The 15,189-nt window shown below is 74.3% G+C and carries 11 protein-coding genes and 1 pseudogene; 8 read left to right on the top strand and 4 right to left on the bottom strand.

From position 1 onward, the window contains the following. The 5 genes from ABTZ17_RS32010 to ABTZ17_RS31990 form a co-directional block, all read left to right on the top strand. The coding region (locus tag ABTZ17_RS32010) for a WD40 repeat domain-containing protein (RefSeq protein ID WP_352199290.1) at positions 1-2,557 on the top strand (2,557 nt) is incomplete at its 5' end. 240 nt (positions 2,558-2,797) lie between these two features. Then, positions 2,798-3,835: a TSUP family transporter gene (locus ABTZ17_RS32005; protein WP_352199289.1), complete on the top strand. Its 1,038-nt coding sequence runs from the start codon at positions 2,798-2,800 to the stop codon at positions 3,833-3,835. Between the two features lie 231 nt (positions 3,836-4,066). Further along, on the top strand, positions 4,067-4,924 hold the full coding sequence (locus tag ABTZ17_RS32000) for a metal ABC transporter solute-binding protein, Zn/Mn family (RefSeq protein WP_352199288.1): 858 nt from the start codon (positions 4,067-4,069) through the stop codon (positions 4,922-4,924). A gap of 209 nt (positions 4,925-5,133) precedes the next feature. Further along, positions 5,134-6,336, top strand: coding sequence for an acyl-CoA dehydrogenase family protein (locus ABTZ17_RS31995; RefSeq protein WP_502994935.1), 1,203 nt, complete (start codon positions 5,134-5,136; stop codon positions 6,334-6,336). Positions 6,337-6,601: 265 nt separating this feature from the next. Further along, positions 6,602-8,356 carry a GAF domain-containing sensor histidine kinase gene (locus ABTZ17_RS31990; protein WP_352199287.1) on the top strand — a complete coding sequence of 585 codons (1,755 nt, stop codon included), beginning with the start codon at positions 6,602-6,604 and terminating at the stop codon, positions 8,354-8,356. 80 nt (positions 8,357-8,436) lie between these two features. Here ABTZ17_RS31990 and ABTZ17_RS31985 read toward each other — a convergent pair. After that, positions 8,437-8,895 (bottom strand): annotated as a pseudogene (locus ABTZ17_RS31985) (pyridoxamine 5'-phosphate oxidase family protein); the annotation flags it as partial. A gap of 123 nt (positions 8,896-9,018) precedes the next feature. Further along, the gene (locus tag ABTZ17_RS31980; protein ID WP_352199286.1) at positions 9,019-9,351 is read right to left on the bottom strand and encodes an STAS domain-containing protein; all 333 of its coding nucleotides are present in this window, start codon (positions 9,349-9,351) and stop codon (positions 9,019-9,021) included. 421 nt (positions 9,352-9,772) lie between these two features. On the opposite strand from ABTZ17_RS31980, the gene ABTZ17_RS31975 reads away from it, so the two are divergent. From ABTZ17_RS31975 to ABTZ17_RS31965, 3 genes are all read left to right on the top strand, one after another. Beyond that, positions 9,773-10,549 carry a response regulator gene (locus ABTZ17_RS31975; protein ID WP_352199285.1) on the top strand — a complete coding sequence of 259 codons (777 nt, stop codon included), beginning with the start codon at positions 9,773-9,775 and terminating at the stop codon, positions 10,547-10,549. A 157-nt stretch (positions 10,550-10,706) separates the two neighbouring features. Then, a complete protein-coding gene (locus tag ABTZ17_RS31970; RefSeq protein WP_352199284.1) occupies positions 10,707-10,841 on the top strand; it encodes a hypothetical protein in 135 nt (44 codons plus the stop codon). Positions 10,842-11,000: 159 nt separating this feature from the next. Next, entirely contained in the window at positions 11,001-11,426 is a 426-nt protein-coding gene (locus ABTZ17_RS31965; RefSeq protein WP_352199291.1) for a DUF6011 domain-containing protein, read from the top strand. A gap of 222 nt (positions 11,427-11,648) precedes the next feature. Here ABTZ17_RS31965 and aceB read toward each other — a convergent pair whose 3' ends face one another. Both aceB and aceA read right to left on the bottom strand, forming a co-directional pair. Beyond that, on the bottom strand, positions 11,649-13,295 hold the full coding sequence (gene aceB, locus ABTZ17_RS31960) for a malate synthase A (protein WP_352199283.1): 1,647 nt from the start codon (positions 13,293-13,295) through the stop codon (positions 11,649-11,651). Between the two features lie 122 nt (positions 13,296-13,417). Next, positions 13,418-14,701 carry an isocitrate lyase gene (gene aceA / locus ABTZ17_RS31955; RefSeq protein ID WP_352199282.1) on the bottom strand — a complete coding sequence of 428 codons (1,284 nt, stop codon included), beginning with the start codon at positions 14,699-14,701 and terminating at the stop codon, positions 13,418-13,420. Positions 14,702-15,189: the final 488 nt, after the last annotated feature.

Genomic DNA, 15,189 nt, shown 5'->3' with positions numbered 1-15,189 from the left:
GACGACCAGGTCCACGTCATCGAGCGCACCGTCGCCCGCACCGGCGCGGGCCCCGCACCGTACCGAGGAGTTGTTGCACGGCGGCGATCTCGCGGCCGGGCTCTCCTACTCCCGCACCCGCGGCCTGCCCCCGCACCTGCGCCGGTACCTCGTCGCGAGCCGGCGACGGGCCCGGCGCCGCACCTCCGTCCTGGCCGGGCTGCTCGCCCTCGCCCTCGTCACCGGCGGAGTGGCCGGGTTCCAGCGGTACGAGGCGGCGGCCGCCCGGCAGGAAGCCGAAGCCCGTCGGCACGACGCGGAGTCCCGCGCGATGGTCGTGGCATCCGACCGGATCACCGCCACCCACCCCGAGGCCGCCATGCTGCTGGCCGCCCACGCCTACCGCGCCGCGCACACCCCCGAGGCCGCCGCGGCCGTTCGCGCCTACGGGGCCTCCCCCCTGCCGCGCGCCCTCACCGGCCACACCGGATGGGTGGAGGCCGTGCTGTTCAGCCCGGACGGCACGAAGCTGGCCACACCCGCCGACGACGGCACGGCCCGCCTGTGGGACGCCCGGACGGGCCGTGCCCTGCACGTCCTCGGCCACGCGGGTGGATCCTGGGTCAACGCCGCCTCCTTCAGCCCGGACGGCACCGCGCTCGCCACCGCCGGCAAGGCCGGCAGCGCCCGGCTCTGGGACACCACCACCGGCCGCCTCCTGCGCACGCTGCCCCACACCGGGAACGTACGCGTCGCGGTCTTCACCCCCGACGGCCGGAACCTGGTCACCGCCGGTGGCGACGGCACCGCTCGCCTGTGGGACACCGCGACCGGAAGCCCCCTGCGCACCTTCACCCACGGGGCGGACGTACGGTCCGCCGTGCTCGGCCCGGACGGCGCCGTGCTGGCCACGGCGGGCGCGGACGGCACCGTCCGGCTCTGGGACACCACCACCGGCCGCCTCCTCCACACCCTCACCGGGCACAGCGGCGCGGTGCAAGCCGTCGCCTTCCGCCCGGACGGGACGGAACTGGCCACGGCGAGCGAGGACGGCACCGTCCGGCTGTGGGACCCGGTCACCGGCCGCGCCCTGCACACCCTCCGCCACGGCGAGGAAGCCGAGACCGTGATGTTCGGCCCCGACGGCACGAAGCTCACCACGGGCGGCGGGGACACGGACGCCCGCCTCTGGGACACCGGGACCGGCCGCCTCCTCCACACCCTCGCGGGAGCCCGCGAGGCCACCGCCTTCAGCCCCGACGGCCGCACCCTGGCCACCTCCGGCAGCGACAGCAGCACCCGGCTCTGGGACACCGCCACCGGCCGGCCGCTCCGGAGCCTGCCCCACCTGGACGGCGTGACCGCGGTGGGCTGGAGCCCCGATGGCGCGAACCTGGCCACCGCCACCATGGAAGGCGCCGTGCGGCTGTGGGACGCCGGTCCCCGGCGGAGGGTACGCGTCCTCTCCGGCCTGTCCGTGAATCCACAGGAGGCGGCGTTCAGCCCCGACGGCCGGACCCTGGCCGACGTCTCCGGTGCGCGCACCGTGCGGGTGCGGGACACCACCGACGGCAGGACCCTGCACACCCTCCCCCACCAGGAGCAGGTCGCCGCGGTGGCCTTCAGCCCCGACGGCGCCACACTGGCCGTGGCGACCGACGACGGCGGCGTCTCACTGTGGAACAGCCGGACGGGCGCGCCCCTGCGGACCCTCACCGGGCGCGCCGAAGAGCCGTACCTGCTCCGGTTCAGTCCCGACGGCGGCATCGTGGCCACCGCCGCGGGCGCGGGCAAGAGCGAGGGCGAGGGCAAGAGCAAGGGGACGGTGTCCCTCTGGGAGACCGCCACCGGCCGCGTTCTGACCGTGGTCGACGTCGGCAGGGCCGTGTCCACCGTGGCGATCAGCCCGGACGGACGCGCCCTGGCCATCGGCGCGCTCGACCCGGTCTTCGCGGTGGCGGACACGGCCACCGGCCGGCTCAGGTTCTCCGGCACCGTCCCCCTGTACGTCAACGACCTGCTCTTCAGCCCGGACGGACGCACCCTCGCCGTCGCCGGGGAGGACGCGACCCTGTGGGACAGCTCCACCGGCCGCCCCCGGCGCGAGCTCACCGGGCACAGCAGCAGCGTGCTGTCGCTGGCGTTCGCCCCCGACGGCCGCAGCCTCGCCACCGCGGGCCGGGACGGCACCGCCCGTCTCTGGGACACCGCCACCGGCCGCCCCCGGCGCGTCCTCACCGGACACACGGCGAACGTCGCCTCGGCCGCGTTCAGCCCCGACGGCCGGACCCTGGCCACCGCGAGCCACGACGGGACCGCCCGGCTCTGGGACACCGCCACCGGCCGCGGTCTGGCCACCCTGATCGGCCACACCGCCGCCCTCACCTCCGTCGACTTCGGCACGGACGGCCTCACCCTGGCCACCATCGGTACGGACGGCACCGCGCGCCAGTGGAACGTCGACCTCCCCGACCCCGCGGAGGCCACCGCCGCCATCTGCGCCTTCACGGGCCGGGACCTGACCGCCGAGGAAGCCGCCGCCTACCTGCCGCCGGGGGCGGAGAGTCGGGTGTGTTGAGCAGGCACCCCACCACACGCTTCCTGCACGGAACGCTCCTTGTGGTCGGGACTGTCCGGATTCGGGGGAACTCGTCACCGTTGCCGGACGACTGATCACTCGGAGCGGTCACCGAGGCCGCTCCGCGTGCGGAAGGGAGCACCGGTGCGGACCTCAGGACTGCCGAAGACCCCGAGTACACCGAAGAGACCGACAGCACCGGGAGCACCGGGAGCACCGGGAGCACCGAGGATCCGGAACGTGCCGAAGGTGTTGGTGGTCAATGCGGTGCTGGCGGGGGTGGTGTGGCTGGTCTGGGCCCTGGTCTGGGGGCCGGGCTATTTCACCGTCCTGGCGGACAACTGGCGGGTGGCGGTGACCATGGTCTTCGGTTCGCTGGTGGGCGGGGGCACCAGCGAGGGCGGCGGGGCGATCGCCTTCCCCGTCATGACCAAGGTGCTGGCCGTACCGCCGGACCAGGCGCGGGTGTTCACCTTCGCCATCCAGTCGGTGGGCATGACCGCCGCCTCGCTGTCCATCCTGTGGTGCCGGGTGCCCATCGAGCGGCGCGTGGTGGCCTACGGGTCGGCGGCGGGGGTGGTCGGCGTGGTCGCCAGTGTGACCCTGCTCGCGCCGCTGGTCCCGTTGCGGACCGTACGGGCCCTGTTCACCATGCTGCTCGTGGCGCTCGCGGTCGCGCTGGTGGTGCAGCTGCGGCAGCGCGGCTACCGGCGCCAGCCCGCCCTGCCGGTGTGGAGCCCGCGGGAACGCCGGCTGGTCCTGGCCGCCGGGTTCGCGGGCGGGGTGGTCAGCGGGGTGGCCGGGGTGGGCGAGAACTGCGTGATGTTCCTGCTGCTGGTGCTGCTGTTCCGGGTGTCCGACAAGGTGGCCACGCCGACCACCGTGGTGATGATGACGGTGGTGTCCCTCGCCGCGTTCCTCACGCACGTCCTCGTCACCGGGGACTTCACCGGTCCGGTGGTCGACTACTGGACGGCCGCCGCGCCGGTCGTGGCCGTCGGCGCCCCGCTGGGCGCGTGGATCTGCACCCGGCTCACCCCGATGACCATCCGGACGGTGCTGTTCGTCCTGATCGGCGCCGAGTTGGTGAGCACCCTGCTGTTGGTGCCGTTCACCGTGGGGACGGCCCTCGCCAGCGCGATCACGCTGGGCGTGTTCACCGCGCTGTGCCTCCTCCTGGTCCGACAGGACCGGTACGCCGATCCCGCGCGGGACGGAGCGGAAGCCGCCGCTCCGATGGCCTCGGGTCGGGAGCCGCGCCCCGTCCCGGACGCCTGACCATGACCTCGGACCCGTGACCCGTGACCGGTGACCGGTGACCGGTGACCGGTGACCGGTTCGCACCCTTCGCGGACCCCGTGGACGTCGACTCGGGTTCCTCCCGGAACTCCGGTTACTCCGGCGACTCCGGCGACTCCGGGAACCATTCGCGCCCTCCGCCCGACTGCTGTGGTGCGGGAGGGAAGGACCCCTCGCCGTGCACCTCGCTTCCGAATGGAGAACCCGCTCATGGCGCGCACCCGCGGCCGCATCCCCTCCCTCCTCGCCCTGGGCACGGCCGGGATCCTGCTCCTGACCGGCTGCGGTGACGGCGACGGCTCCGACGCCGGTGCCGGCTCCAAGAGGACGGACGCCGCTCCCTCCTCCCCCGCCTCCGGTGCCCCCGCCCCGGCGGACGCGGCCGAGAAGCCGACGGTGGTCGTCACCACCACCTGGGAGGGCGCCTTCGCCAAGGCGGCCGGGGCGGAGGACGTCACCGTCATCGTGCCCCAGTCCGTGCACCACGCCCCGGACTACGACCCCAAGCCCTCGGACCTCGCCGCCGTGGCCAAGGCTGACTTCGTGCTGTACGCACCCTTCGAGCCGTACGCCGCCAAGATCAAGGAGGCGGCCGGTTCCTCGGCGAAGCTCGTGGAGGTGGGCCTGGACAACGACCCGGACAAGGTGAAGGCCGAAGTCGACAAGCTGGCCGCGCTCTTCGGCACGCGCACGGCCGCCACCGCGTGGAAGGCCGGCTTCGACGCCGAATACGCCAAGCTCAACCAGGAGGTCACGGCCGCCTGGCCGGGCGGGAAGGCCCCCGCCCTGGTCAGCCAGGTGTTCACCGTGTGGGCCGCGAAGCTGGCCGGGGCCGAGCCGGTCGGCACGTACGGACCCGAGGCCGTGACCCCGGCGGGGCTCGCCGAACTGTCCGCGAAGAAGCCCGCCCTGGTCCTGGACAACGCGCACATGTCCACCGGGACCGTGCTGCCCGGCTCCGGCGCCCGCCAGGTGGAGATCGTCAACTACCCCGGCGACGACCTCGACCTGATCGCCGTCTACCGCAAGGCCGCCGCCGAGCTGAAGAAGGCCGCGACCGCCTCCTGAGCGCCGGGCCGGCGTCCCCTCCCGGATCGGACCCCGTTCCCTCGCCGAACCGAACCCGAACCCGAACCCGAACACCCCCGAATCCATCCGCGTACCGCCGAACAGCCCCGACCCGCCCCCGCCCTTCCCGAAGGAGAACCGTGCCCGAGACCGAGGCGCCCCCGGAGCGGCCGCCACGGACCGACCCACCACCGTCACCCCTGCCACCCCTGCCACCCCGGCCGCCGCTGCCGGAACTGCGCGAGCGGATCGACCGGTTCGTGCGCACCGGGGTGGTACCGGCGGAGTCCGTGCTGGACGCGGGCGGGCCCGAGGCCGTCCCCGTGCTGCGCGGCCTCCGCGACCGGGCCCGCGCGGAGGGTCTGTGGGCGCTGCCGCTCCCGGCCGGACTCGGGGGCGGCGGGCTGACGTTCGCGGAGTACGCGGAACTCGCCGAGACCGAGGGCGCCAGCGACCACGGTCCCCTCGCACTCGGTTCCGCGCCCCTGTTGGACGTCCGGATGCTGGCCGGGCACGGCAGCGCGGCCGTGCGCGAGGCGTATCTGGAGCGGCTGGTCTCCGGCGAGTCGCGGGCCTGCTACGCGATGACCGAGCGGGACGTGCCCGGCACGGATCCCTTCCTGACGCGGACCCGGGCGGAGCGCCGGGCGGACGGCGGCTGGCTGCTCACCGGCCGGAAGTGGTTCACCTCCGGGGCGGCCGACGCCGACCTGGTGACCGTGCTGGCCCGCACCGGGGGCGCTCCCGGTGACCGCGAGGGGCTCTCCCTGTTCCTGGTGCCGACCGGCGCCCCGGGATTCCGGGTGGTCCGCGCGCTGCCCGTGTTCGGGGCGTCCGGACAGTACGAGATCGAGCTGGCGGGGGTGCCCGTAGCGGAGGACCATCTGGTGGGCGAGGAGGGTGCGGGGCTCGCCGTGGCCGGTGAGCGCTTGCTGGTGGGGCGGACCCTGCGGTGCCTGCGCTGGCTCGGGCAGGCCCAGCGCGCCTTCGACCTGATGTGCGAGCGGGCGGCCTCCCGCCGGACCTCACGGGGCCCGCTGGCCGATCACCAGCTCGTCCAGCAGCACGTGTTCGACGCGCTCCTCGCGCTGCGGACGACGCGGCCGCTGGTCCACGAGGCGGTCGCGCTGATCGCCGCCGGGGCTGATGCGCGGACCGAGGTGGGGCTGGCGAAGGTGGCCGCCGCGCGGATGCTCCAGCAGGTCACGGACTCGGCCATCCAGGTCCACGGCGCGGCCGGGCTCGGGCCGGACACCGCGCTGCCCGCGCTGTTCCGCGGCGGGCGGGCCGCCCGCGTCCTCGACGGTCCGGACGAACTGCACATCACCTCGGTGGCCCGGCGGCTGCTCCGGGGGCGCGGGGCCGGGGCGGCGGGTGGGTCAGCGGGTGGGTCGGCCGACGGGCCCGGCTGAGCCCACCTCCCGGGTGCACCTCGCGACCGTCCCCGACCGGAGGCCCCGGGCGCGGGTGCCGTGCGCGTCCCCCCGGGCCACCCCTCCGCGCACGCCGTCCTCTCCGCACGGCGCGTCCCGTACGGCGCGCGGAACCTGCGGCGCTCCGGCGCGCGGGCCCGGGGTCGGTCCCCTTCCGCCAAGGCCGTCCTGCGGGCGGGGGCGGGTCGCTAGGCTGGTCCGGTTCGGGCCATCCGGCGGCGGGCGGAGGGGAAAGCGCGTGGGTGTGGGGGATCGTTTGCCGCAGGTGCCGCGGCTCCGGCTGGACGAACTCCTGGACGAGCTCCAAGTACGCATCGACGAGGTCCGCGGCACCCGCGACCGGGTGCACAGCCTGCTGGAAGCCGTGGTCTCGGTGGGCCGGGAGCTGGACCTCGCCCAGGTGCTGCGGCGGATCGTGGAGGCGGCGGCCCTGCTGGTGGACGCGCAGTACGGGGCGCTCGGGGTGATCGGTCCGGACGGGCGCACGCTGTCGCAGTTCCTGACGGTCGGTCTGACGGAGGACGCGATCTCCGAGATCGGCCCCCTGCCGGCCGGGCACGGGCTGCTCGGCGAGGTGATCCACCATCCGGAGCCGCTGCGGCTGACCGACCTCGGGGCGCACTCCTCCTCGTACGGGTTCCCGTCGCACCACCCGCCGATGCGGACGTTCCTGGGGGTGCCGATCCAGGTGCGCGACGAGGTGTTCGGCAACCTCTACCTGACGGACAAGCGGGGCGGGGTGGACTTCGATCCCGAGGACGAGACGGTGATCTCGACGCTTTCGGTGGCGGCGGGCGTCGCGATCGACAACGCCCGGTTGTTCGAGGGGGCGCAGCGGCAGCAGCGGTGGTTGCGGGCGAACGCGGAGATCACCGAGCGTTTGCTGTCGGGGAGTTCGCGGCCGGCGGTGCTGGAGCTGATCGCCCGTCGGGCGCAGGAGATCACGGGGGCGCGGCTCGCGGACATCGCGATGCCGGAGCCGGCCGGTGAGGGTCTCACGGTGGAGTTCGCGGCCGGGGCGGACCGGTCGGAGCGGCAGGGGGTGGTCGTCGCCCTGGGGGACACGCTGTCGGGTGCGGCGCACCGGTCCGGGAAGCCCGTGACGGCGGTCCCGGCACCGGTGGCGGGGCAGTATCCGGCGGGCTTCGAGGCCGTGACCGGGGCTGCGACCGAGGGCGGGTCCGGGGGTGCGGGGCGCGAGGGGTGGGGGCCGGCCGTCGCGGTGCCGTTGGGGACGGCGGGCGGGCACAGTCGCGGGGTGTTGCTGTTGGTGCGTCCGGCGGGGGATCCGGCGTTCGGGGAGGACGAGTTGGAGCCGCTGGTGGCCTTCGCGGGTCAGGCGGCGATCGCGTTGGAGTTGGCGGAGCGGCGGCGGGACGCGGAGCAGATAGCCCTGCTGGAGGAGCGTGACCGGATCGCGCGCGACCTGCACGACCTGGCGATCCAGAGGCTGTTCGCGACGGGGATGACACTGCAGAGCGCGGCCCGGTTGGTGGAGCACGAGGGGGCCGCGGAGCGGGTGGGTCGGGCCGTGGAGGACCTGGACGAGACCATCAAGATCATCCGTTCGACCATCTTCGGTCTGCGGACGAAGGACCGGGAGGGCGGGCCGGGTCTGCGGGCGCGGGCGGCCCGGGCTGTCGGGGACGCGGCCGCCACGCTCGGGCATCCGCCGCGGCTGACCATGGAGGGGTTGCTCGACACGGAGGTGCCGGGGGACGTGGCCGATCACGTGATGGCGGCGTTGGGCGAGTTGCTCAGCAATGCCACCCGGCACGCCCGCGCCACCCAGGTCGGGGTGAGCCTGCGGGCGGGCGGCGGCGAGGTGGTGCTGACGGTGTCGGACGACGGCCGGGGCATTCCGCCGCAGGGGCGGCGGAGCGGACTGCGCTACCTGGACGAGCGGGCTCAGGGGCTGGGCGGTTCCTTCGCCATCGAGCGCCCGGAGACCGGCGGCAGCAGGCTGGTGTGGCGGGCCCCGCTGGCCGGTGGGGGCTGAGCCGCGGAACGGTGCCGGTGGCCCGCGGGCCGGGCCGGGCGGGAGGGCTCGTGGACGGGCGCTCGGAGGGACTCAGGCTCCAGCCGGAAGCCGGTGACGAGGTCGGGGTGGATGCGCAGGGCGCGGGTGGCCCCCTCCCCCACCCAGGGGCGTACGAGGTCGGCGTACCGGTCGGCTTCCTCGGTGTCGGTCACGGGGCGGGCGTAGCCGGTGACGACCACGCTCCAGCCGAGCTGCGTCTCGGGGTCGATCAGGTCGGCTTCGTAGGCCACCACCACCCCGGGGCCGCCGGGGTCGACCGCGGGCACCGCCAGGGAGGCGAGGGCGCCGCCCTCGTGGACCCGGATCACGATGTCCTCGCCGTCGAGGACGTGGTTGACGGGGCGGACGGCCGGGAGGGCCTGCCGGGTGAAGACGATGCGTCCCAGGGGCACGGTCTCGAGGAGTTGCAGGGCTTCGGCACGGTCCAGTTCCCGCATGCGGCGGGCCGGGGGCGCGGCCGCGCGGCCGGTGGGTCGTCGGATGACTTCCTGGTCCATGCCGCCCACCTTCGTCCGGATCGGATCGGTCCTCGTCGCTGTCCGCTTCCCAGCCTTGCTTCCGGTCCGTCAGGGGGCCAGGGTCGAACGGTCCCTCCTGCGGGGCGTCCGGGCCGCCGCGTGTCAGGGGGTCGGGAGGCGAAGGTCCCGGTCGGCGGCGAGCACGCGTATCGACTTGGCCACCAGCGGCGGCACCTCGACGAGGAGGAGCCGGGTGCCGCCGGCGCGGCACCGGCGGGCCAGGCCGAGGAACAGCTCGATGCCGGAGCTGTCGCAGAAGGCGAGCTCGCGCAGGTCCAGGACGAGGTCCCGGCGGCCGGAGCGGGCGGCCAGGGCCCGCAGGCGGGGGGCCACCTGTTCCGCCGTGTAGCAGTCGAGCTCCCCGCGCAGCGCGATGCGCAGCCGGCGGCCGTCGCGGGCCACGGTCCTCAGGTCGAGCAGGGCCTTCGTCGTCATGGGTTCCTCCGTGCTGCGTACGACGTGATGCGTACGGGTGATGCCTACGGCGTGCTGCGTCCGGCGTGCCGGGGCTGGGTTCGACGTGGTGCCACGTGCTGCTCTTGGCATGCGGGAGGGGGCGGCTCCGTGGAGTCGCGTCGTCGCTCCGTGCGCCCCCAGTCCATCCCGTGTGCTCCGCCGTCGGGAGGTCCCGGGCGGCCCTGCGGGGAGGGCCGAAGGTCCCGACCCGGCGGGACCCCCGGGCCGGGCCTCGGTGGGTGCGGCGGGGTCGCGGCCGAGGTGGGCGCGCGCCGGCGGGTGCTTCCGGCGAGGGCCGAACGGCCCTGTCCGTCCGGCCCTTTCGAGGGGCAGGATGCGGTGGGGCACGGGGTCCGGACAGGGGTCCCGGACCGACCGCCCCAGGCGAAGGAGCGAGCTCATGGCCGGCAGCGGTGCCTCCTCCCCGGCGACGCGACGCGGGTATCCCGTCGGGTCCCCGGGTCCCGAAGAGACCGGGACGACCGGGAAGGCCGGGGACGCCGGGCAAGCCGGGGAGCCCATCAGCGTGTTCCTGTTGGACGACCACGAGGTGGTGCGCCGCGGGGTGCACGACCTGCTGGACGCCGAGCCCGACATGAGGGTGGTCGGGGAGGCAGGGACGGTGGAGCAGGCCCTCGTCCGGATCCCCGCGACCCGGCCCCGGGTGGCGGTGCTGGACGTCCGGCTCCAGGACGGCGACGGCGTGAGCGTCTGCCGCGAGCTGCGGTCCCGGATGCCCGGACTGGCCTGCCTGATGCTGACCTCCTTCGACGACGAGGAGGCCCTGTTGGACGCGGTCATGGCGGGCGCCTCCGGGTACGTCCTGAAACAGATCACCGGAACCGATCTGGTGACCGCGGTGCGGACGGTCGCGGCGGGCCGATCCATGCTCGACCCGGAGGCCACCACGCGGCTGCTGGCGCGGATGCGCGGGGAGGTGCCGGAGTCGGAGCGGGCGGCGGGACTGCCCGGATTCACGGACCGGGAGAAGGAGATCCTGCTGATGATCGGCGAGGGCCTCACCAACCGGGAGATCGGCGAACGGCTCCACCTCGCCGAGAAGACCGTCAAGAACATCATCTCGCGGCTGTTCACCAAGCTCGGTGTGGAACGCCGCGTCCAGGCCGCGGTGATCGCCAGCCAGGCCCTCACCCCGCCCGCCCGTCGACCGGACTAGGGTCCGGAGGTCGTCGGATGGTTCGTCAACCGTAGCTTTTCGGGCGGGCTTTGGCCGTACCGCGCCTTCGGTGGCCGGGATTCCGGCCCTAGGTTCACCTCCGGGACGGCTCTTCGAGGCCGTCCCGTACCTGTCCGTCGAACAGGGGGGAATCCCGATGACCGCACTGCGCAGGACCCTGACCGCACTCGCCCTGACCGTCCTGGTGGCCCTGGGCACGGCCGGCACCAGCCACGCCTGCGACGGCACCCCGCCGGTGGGTGCGGGCGACTTCTACTGCCAGCCCGCCTGAGGACCGACCGCCTGACGGCGGTAGCGGACGGCCCCGCGGGCACGGCGCGAGAGCAACGGGACACGCGCCCGCCGCGGGGCCTTCCCCTCGTGGGACGTGCTTCCGATCCCGCCCGGAATTCCGGCCGTTCCCGCCCGTCGCGGGAGTGTCACGGTGAGAATGGAGGCGTTCGGCAGGCGGATCACGAAGGACGGCTCGATGGACGGCTCGATGGACGACGACACCCGGGACCAGCGATCGGCGCCCGGCGGCTCTTCCGCCGACCATGGGGAAGAAGGCCGCATCACGCGCTTCCGGAACGCCGCGGCCGGGGCCACCGGACGGGTCCGGGCCCGGACGGCGAAGGCCGTCACGGCCGCCCGGCCGGTCGTCGTTCCGATCCTCACCCAGGTCGTGCCCGTCGTCGCGACGGCGGCCGTCGGCATGCTGCTCGCCTCCGGTCGGGACACCGGGCGGGCTGACGACGGCGAACCCTCCGGCGGAGGCCCGTCCCCGTCGTGCCGGGAGTGCGGGCGGCGCCTCACGGACCCCCTGTCGCGGCAGGCCGGCTACGGTCCGACCTGTGCCCGCCACAGGCTGACGTGAAGGGCTTGGTCTGCGGTGGGTGCGACGGCTTGGTTCCCGTCGGCACCGCACCGCGGAGAGGTAGCTGGTCAAGCCACCGACACGGACCCTAGCAAGGGCACCGGAGGCGGATGATCGTTTTCGGACAGTACGGACGAGGTGGGGGGTACGGCGGCCATCACACCGCCGTACCCCTGTCACCTTCTGCCGCCGGGCCCCTCAGCCCGGCGGCGGGACCGGGCCTCAGCCAACCCGGTCGTTCGGGGCGCCTCCCGCCGGCCGCGGCACGCGGACCAGGTGGCGGGTGTAGGCGTCGGGGGTGAAGAACGCGGGGAGGTCGCGGGTCAGGGCGACGCGTTCCAGGACGGCGCGGGCCTCCGTGACGAGGGCGTCGGGCTGTTCCTTCTCGAAGGCGGCGCACTCCTCTTCGATGACGGTGAGCAGGGTGTCCCGGTCGACGGTGCGGTGGCGGAGCCACTGCCAGAGCTGGGTGCGGGCGATCTCGGCGGTGGCGGCGTCCTCCATGAGTCCGTAGAGGGCCACAGCTCCGTGGCCGCGCAGCCAGGCGTCGAAGTACCGCAGGGAGACGGCCACGTTGGCGCGGACGCCCTCGGGGGTCGGGCGGGCGCCGGCGCGACGGACGGCGAGGAGGTCGGCGGCGGTGACGGAGACCTCGTCGCGGGTGCGGTCGCGCTGGTCCGGACGTTCGCCGAGGACTCCGTCGAAGACCTCGCGGCAGACGGGCACCAGGGCGGGGTGGGCGACCCAGGAGCCGTCGAAGCCCGCCTCGGCCTCGCGTTCCTTGTCCAGGCGGACCTTGGCCAGGGCCGCGGTGTTGGCCTCGGCGTCCTTGCTGGGGACGTGCGCGGCCATGCCGCCGATGGCGTGGGCTCCGCGCTTGTGGCAGGTGCGGACGAGGAGTTCGGTGTAGGCCCGCATGAAGGGCGCGGTCATGGTGACCTGGGCGCGGTCGGGGAGCTGGAAGTCGGTGCGGTGCCCGAAGGTCTTGATGACGCTGAAGAGGTAGTCCCAGCGGCCCGCGTTGAGGCCGGCGGAGTGCTCGCGGAGGGCGTGGAGGATCTCCTCCATCTCGAAGGCCGCGGTGATCGTCTCGATGAGGACGGTGGCGCGGACGGTGCCCCGGGGGATGTCGAGGAGTTCCTGGGCGAGGAGGAAGATGTCGTTCCAGAGGCGGGCCTCGCCGGCGTTCTCCAGCTTGGGGAGGTAGAAGTACGGGCCGTGGCCGGCCTCGATCTGGCGCCGCGCGCAGTGGAAGAAGTACAGGCCGAAGTCGACGAGCGAGGCGGGCAGGGGGCTGCCGTCGAGCTCCAGGTGCTCTTCGAGGAGGTGCCAGCCCCGGGGGCGGACGACGAGGGTCGCCAGGTCCGCGCCGAGGCGGTACTCCTTGCCCTCCGGGGTGGTGAAGTCGATGCGGCGTTCGATGGCGTCGAGCAGGTTGAGCTGTCCGCCGATGACGTTCTCCCAGGTGGGGGCGGTGGCGTCCTCGAAGTCGGCCATCCAGACCCGCGCGCCCGAGTTGAGGGCGTTCACGGTCATGCGGCGGTCGGGCGGGCCGGTGATCTCGACGCGGCGGTCGGTGAGTCCGGGGGCCGGCGGGGCGACCCGCCAGGTGGGGTCGGTACGGATCGCGGCGCCGGTGAGGGGGAAGTCGAGCGGGGATCCGGAGACCAGACGTTCCCGGCGGCGGAGCCGTTCCTTGAGGAGGTCCGCGCGCCGCGGGGCGAAGGCCCTCGCGAGGGCGCCGAGGAAGTCGAGGGCGGCGGGGGTCAGGATCTCCTCGTGGCGGTGGCCGGGGGCCGCGAGGACCCGTACCCGGGGGGCGGCGGCCGGGGCAGGGGTGGCTGCGGGGGCGATGGCGGTGCGGGGCATGCGGTCTCCTCACGAGGGGTGGTGCGGGGCCGGACGGGGACGGCCGCCCGGCCCCGGCTGCTGTGCGGTGCTCGGGCCCGGGGCACGGGGGTCATGGCTCGGGGCCCGGGGCCCGGGGCCCGCTAGTGGAACTGCTCTTCCTCGGTGGAGCCGGTGAGGGCGGTGGTGGAGGAGGCCGGGTTGACGGCGGTGGAGACCAGGTCGAAGTAGCCGGTGCCGACCTCGCGCTGGTGCTTGACCGCGGTGAAGCCGTGCTGCTGGGCGGCGAACTCGCGCTCCTGGAGGTCCACGTAGGCGGTCATGCCGTGTTCGGCGTAGCCGCGGGCGAGGTCGAACATGCCGTGGTTGAGGGAGTGGAAGCCGGCCAGGGTGATGAACTGGAACTTGTAGCCCATGGCGCCGAGTTCGCGCTGGAACTTGGCGATCTGGTCGTCGTCCAGGGACGCCTTCCAGTTGAAGGACGGGGAGCAGTTGTAGGCGAGCATCTTGTCCGGGTACTGCGCGTGGAGGGCCTCGGCGAACTCGCGGGCCTGGGCGAGGTCGGGGGTACCGGACTCGACCCAGATCAGGTCGGCGTACGGGGCGTAGGCCAGGCCGCGGGCGATGACCGGGGCCATGCCGTTCTGTACGCGGTAGAAGCCCTCCGCGGTGCGCTCGCCGGTGGTGAACCGCGCGTCGCGCTCGTCGACGTCGCTGGTGAGGAGGTTGGCGGCGAGGGCGTCGGTGCGGGCGATGATCAGGGTGGGGGTGTCGGCGATGTCGGCCGCGAGGCGGGCGGCGTTGAGGGTGCGGACGTGCTGGGCGGTGGGGACGAGAACCTTGCCGCCGAGGTGGCCGCACTTCTTCTCGGAGGCCAGCTGGTCCTCGTAGTGGATGCCCGCGGCGCCCGCCGCGATCATGGCCTTCGTCAGCTCGAAGGCGTTGAGGGGGCCGCCGAAGCCGGCCTCGGCGTCGGCGACGATGGGGGCGAGCCAGTCGGTGGTGTCGGTGCCGCCCTCGGCGGTGGCGATCTGGTCGGCGCGCAGCAGGGCGTTGTTGATGCGGCGGACCACCTGCGGGACGGAGTTGACCGGGTAGAGGGACTGGTCGGGGTAGGTGTGGCCGGCCTGGTTGGCATCGGCGGCGACCTGCCAGCCGGAGAGGTAGATCGCCTGGAGTCCGGCCCGTACCTGCTGCACGGCTTGGCCGCCGGTGAGGGCACCCAGGGCGTGCACGTAGTCCAGCTCGTGGAGCTGCCGCCACAGGCGTTCGGCTCCGCGTCGGGCCAGGGTGTGTTCCTCCCGGACGCTGCCGGCCAGGCGGACCACGTCCTCGGCCCCGTAGGTCCGCTCGATGCCCGCCCAGCGGGGGTCCGTGGCCCAGCGCTCGGCGAGGGCCGCGGCCGTGGTCTTCGTCGTGTCTGCCATGAACGTCACCGTCTCCAAGATTCGTTCGGCTTGCCGACCCTCGCGTCACGAGGACGAGGAGGGTGGCACTGTGTGCCTGGTTCGAGGGGTGCGGCCGCCGGTCCCACCGGGGTGGAGCTGAGCGATGTTGCGGGCGGGGCGGGGAGGACGGTCGGGATATCCGACGTCAGGGCGTGATGCGGGGCCCCTCGGTCCACCTCGGCCGCCGGGGTCCGGCGGGCCGCACCACAGACTCTGCCAGCGGCACTGAGTGCCATCAACGAGTGCCGGATGCCAAGTTCTGCGAATCTTCGAACGCCACTTCGCGAAGGTTGCGAAGGGCGGAGGCAGCGGTCGGCACCGGGCCGGGGCGTGCGCGCGGCACACGGCGCGCAGCTCGCACGCCGGAGCCCGGGGCGGGCGCGGGCCCCGCGGCGGCTGCCGGACGGCGTGAAGTGCCTGGTCGCCGACGAGTTCTGGATCTACGCGGGCTGCGACGACGGCGCCGT

Origin of the sequence: Streptomyces sp. NPDC097619 (assembly GCF_040302735.1) — a bacterium.
Lineage (GTDB): Bacteria > Actinomycetota > Actinomycetes > Streptomycetales > Streptomycetaceae > Streptomyces.
The sequence above is the reverse complement of the archived record's forward strand: the minus strand, read 5'-3'. Positions and strand labels throughout refer to the sequence as shown.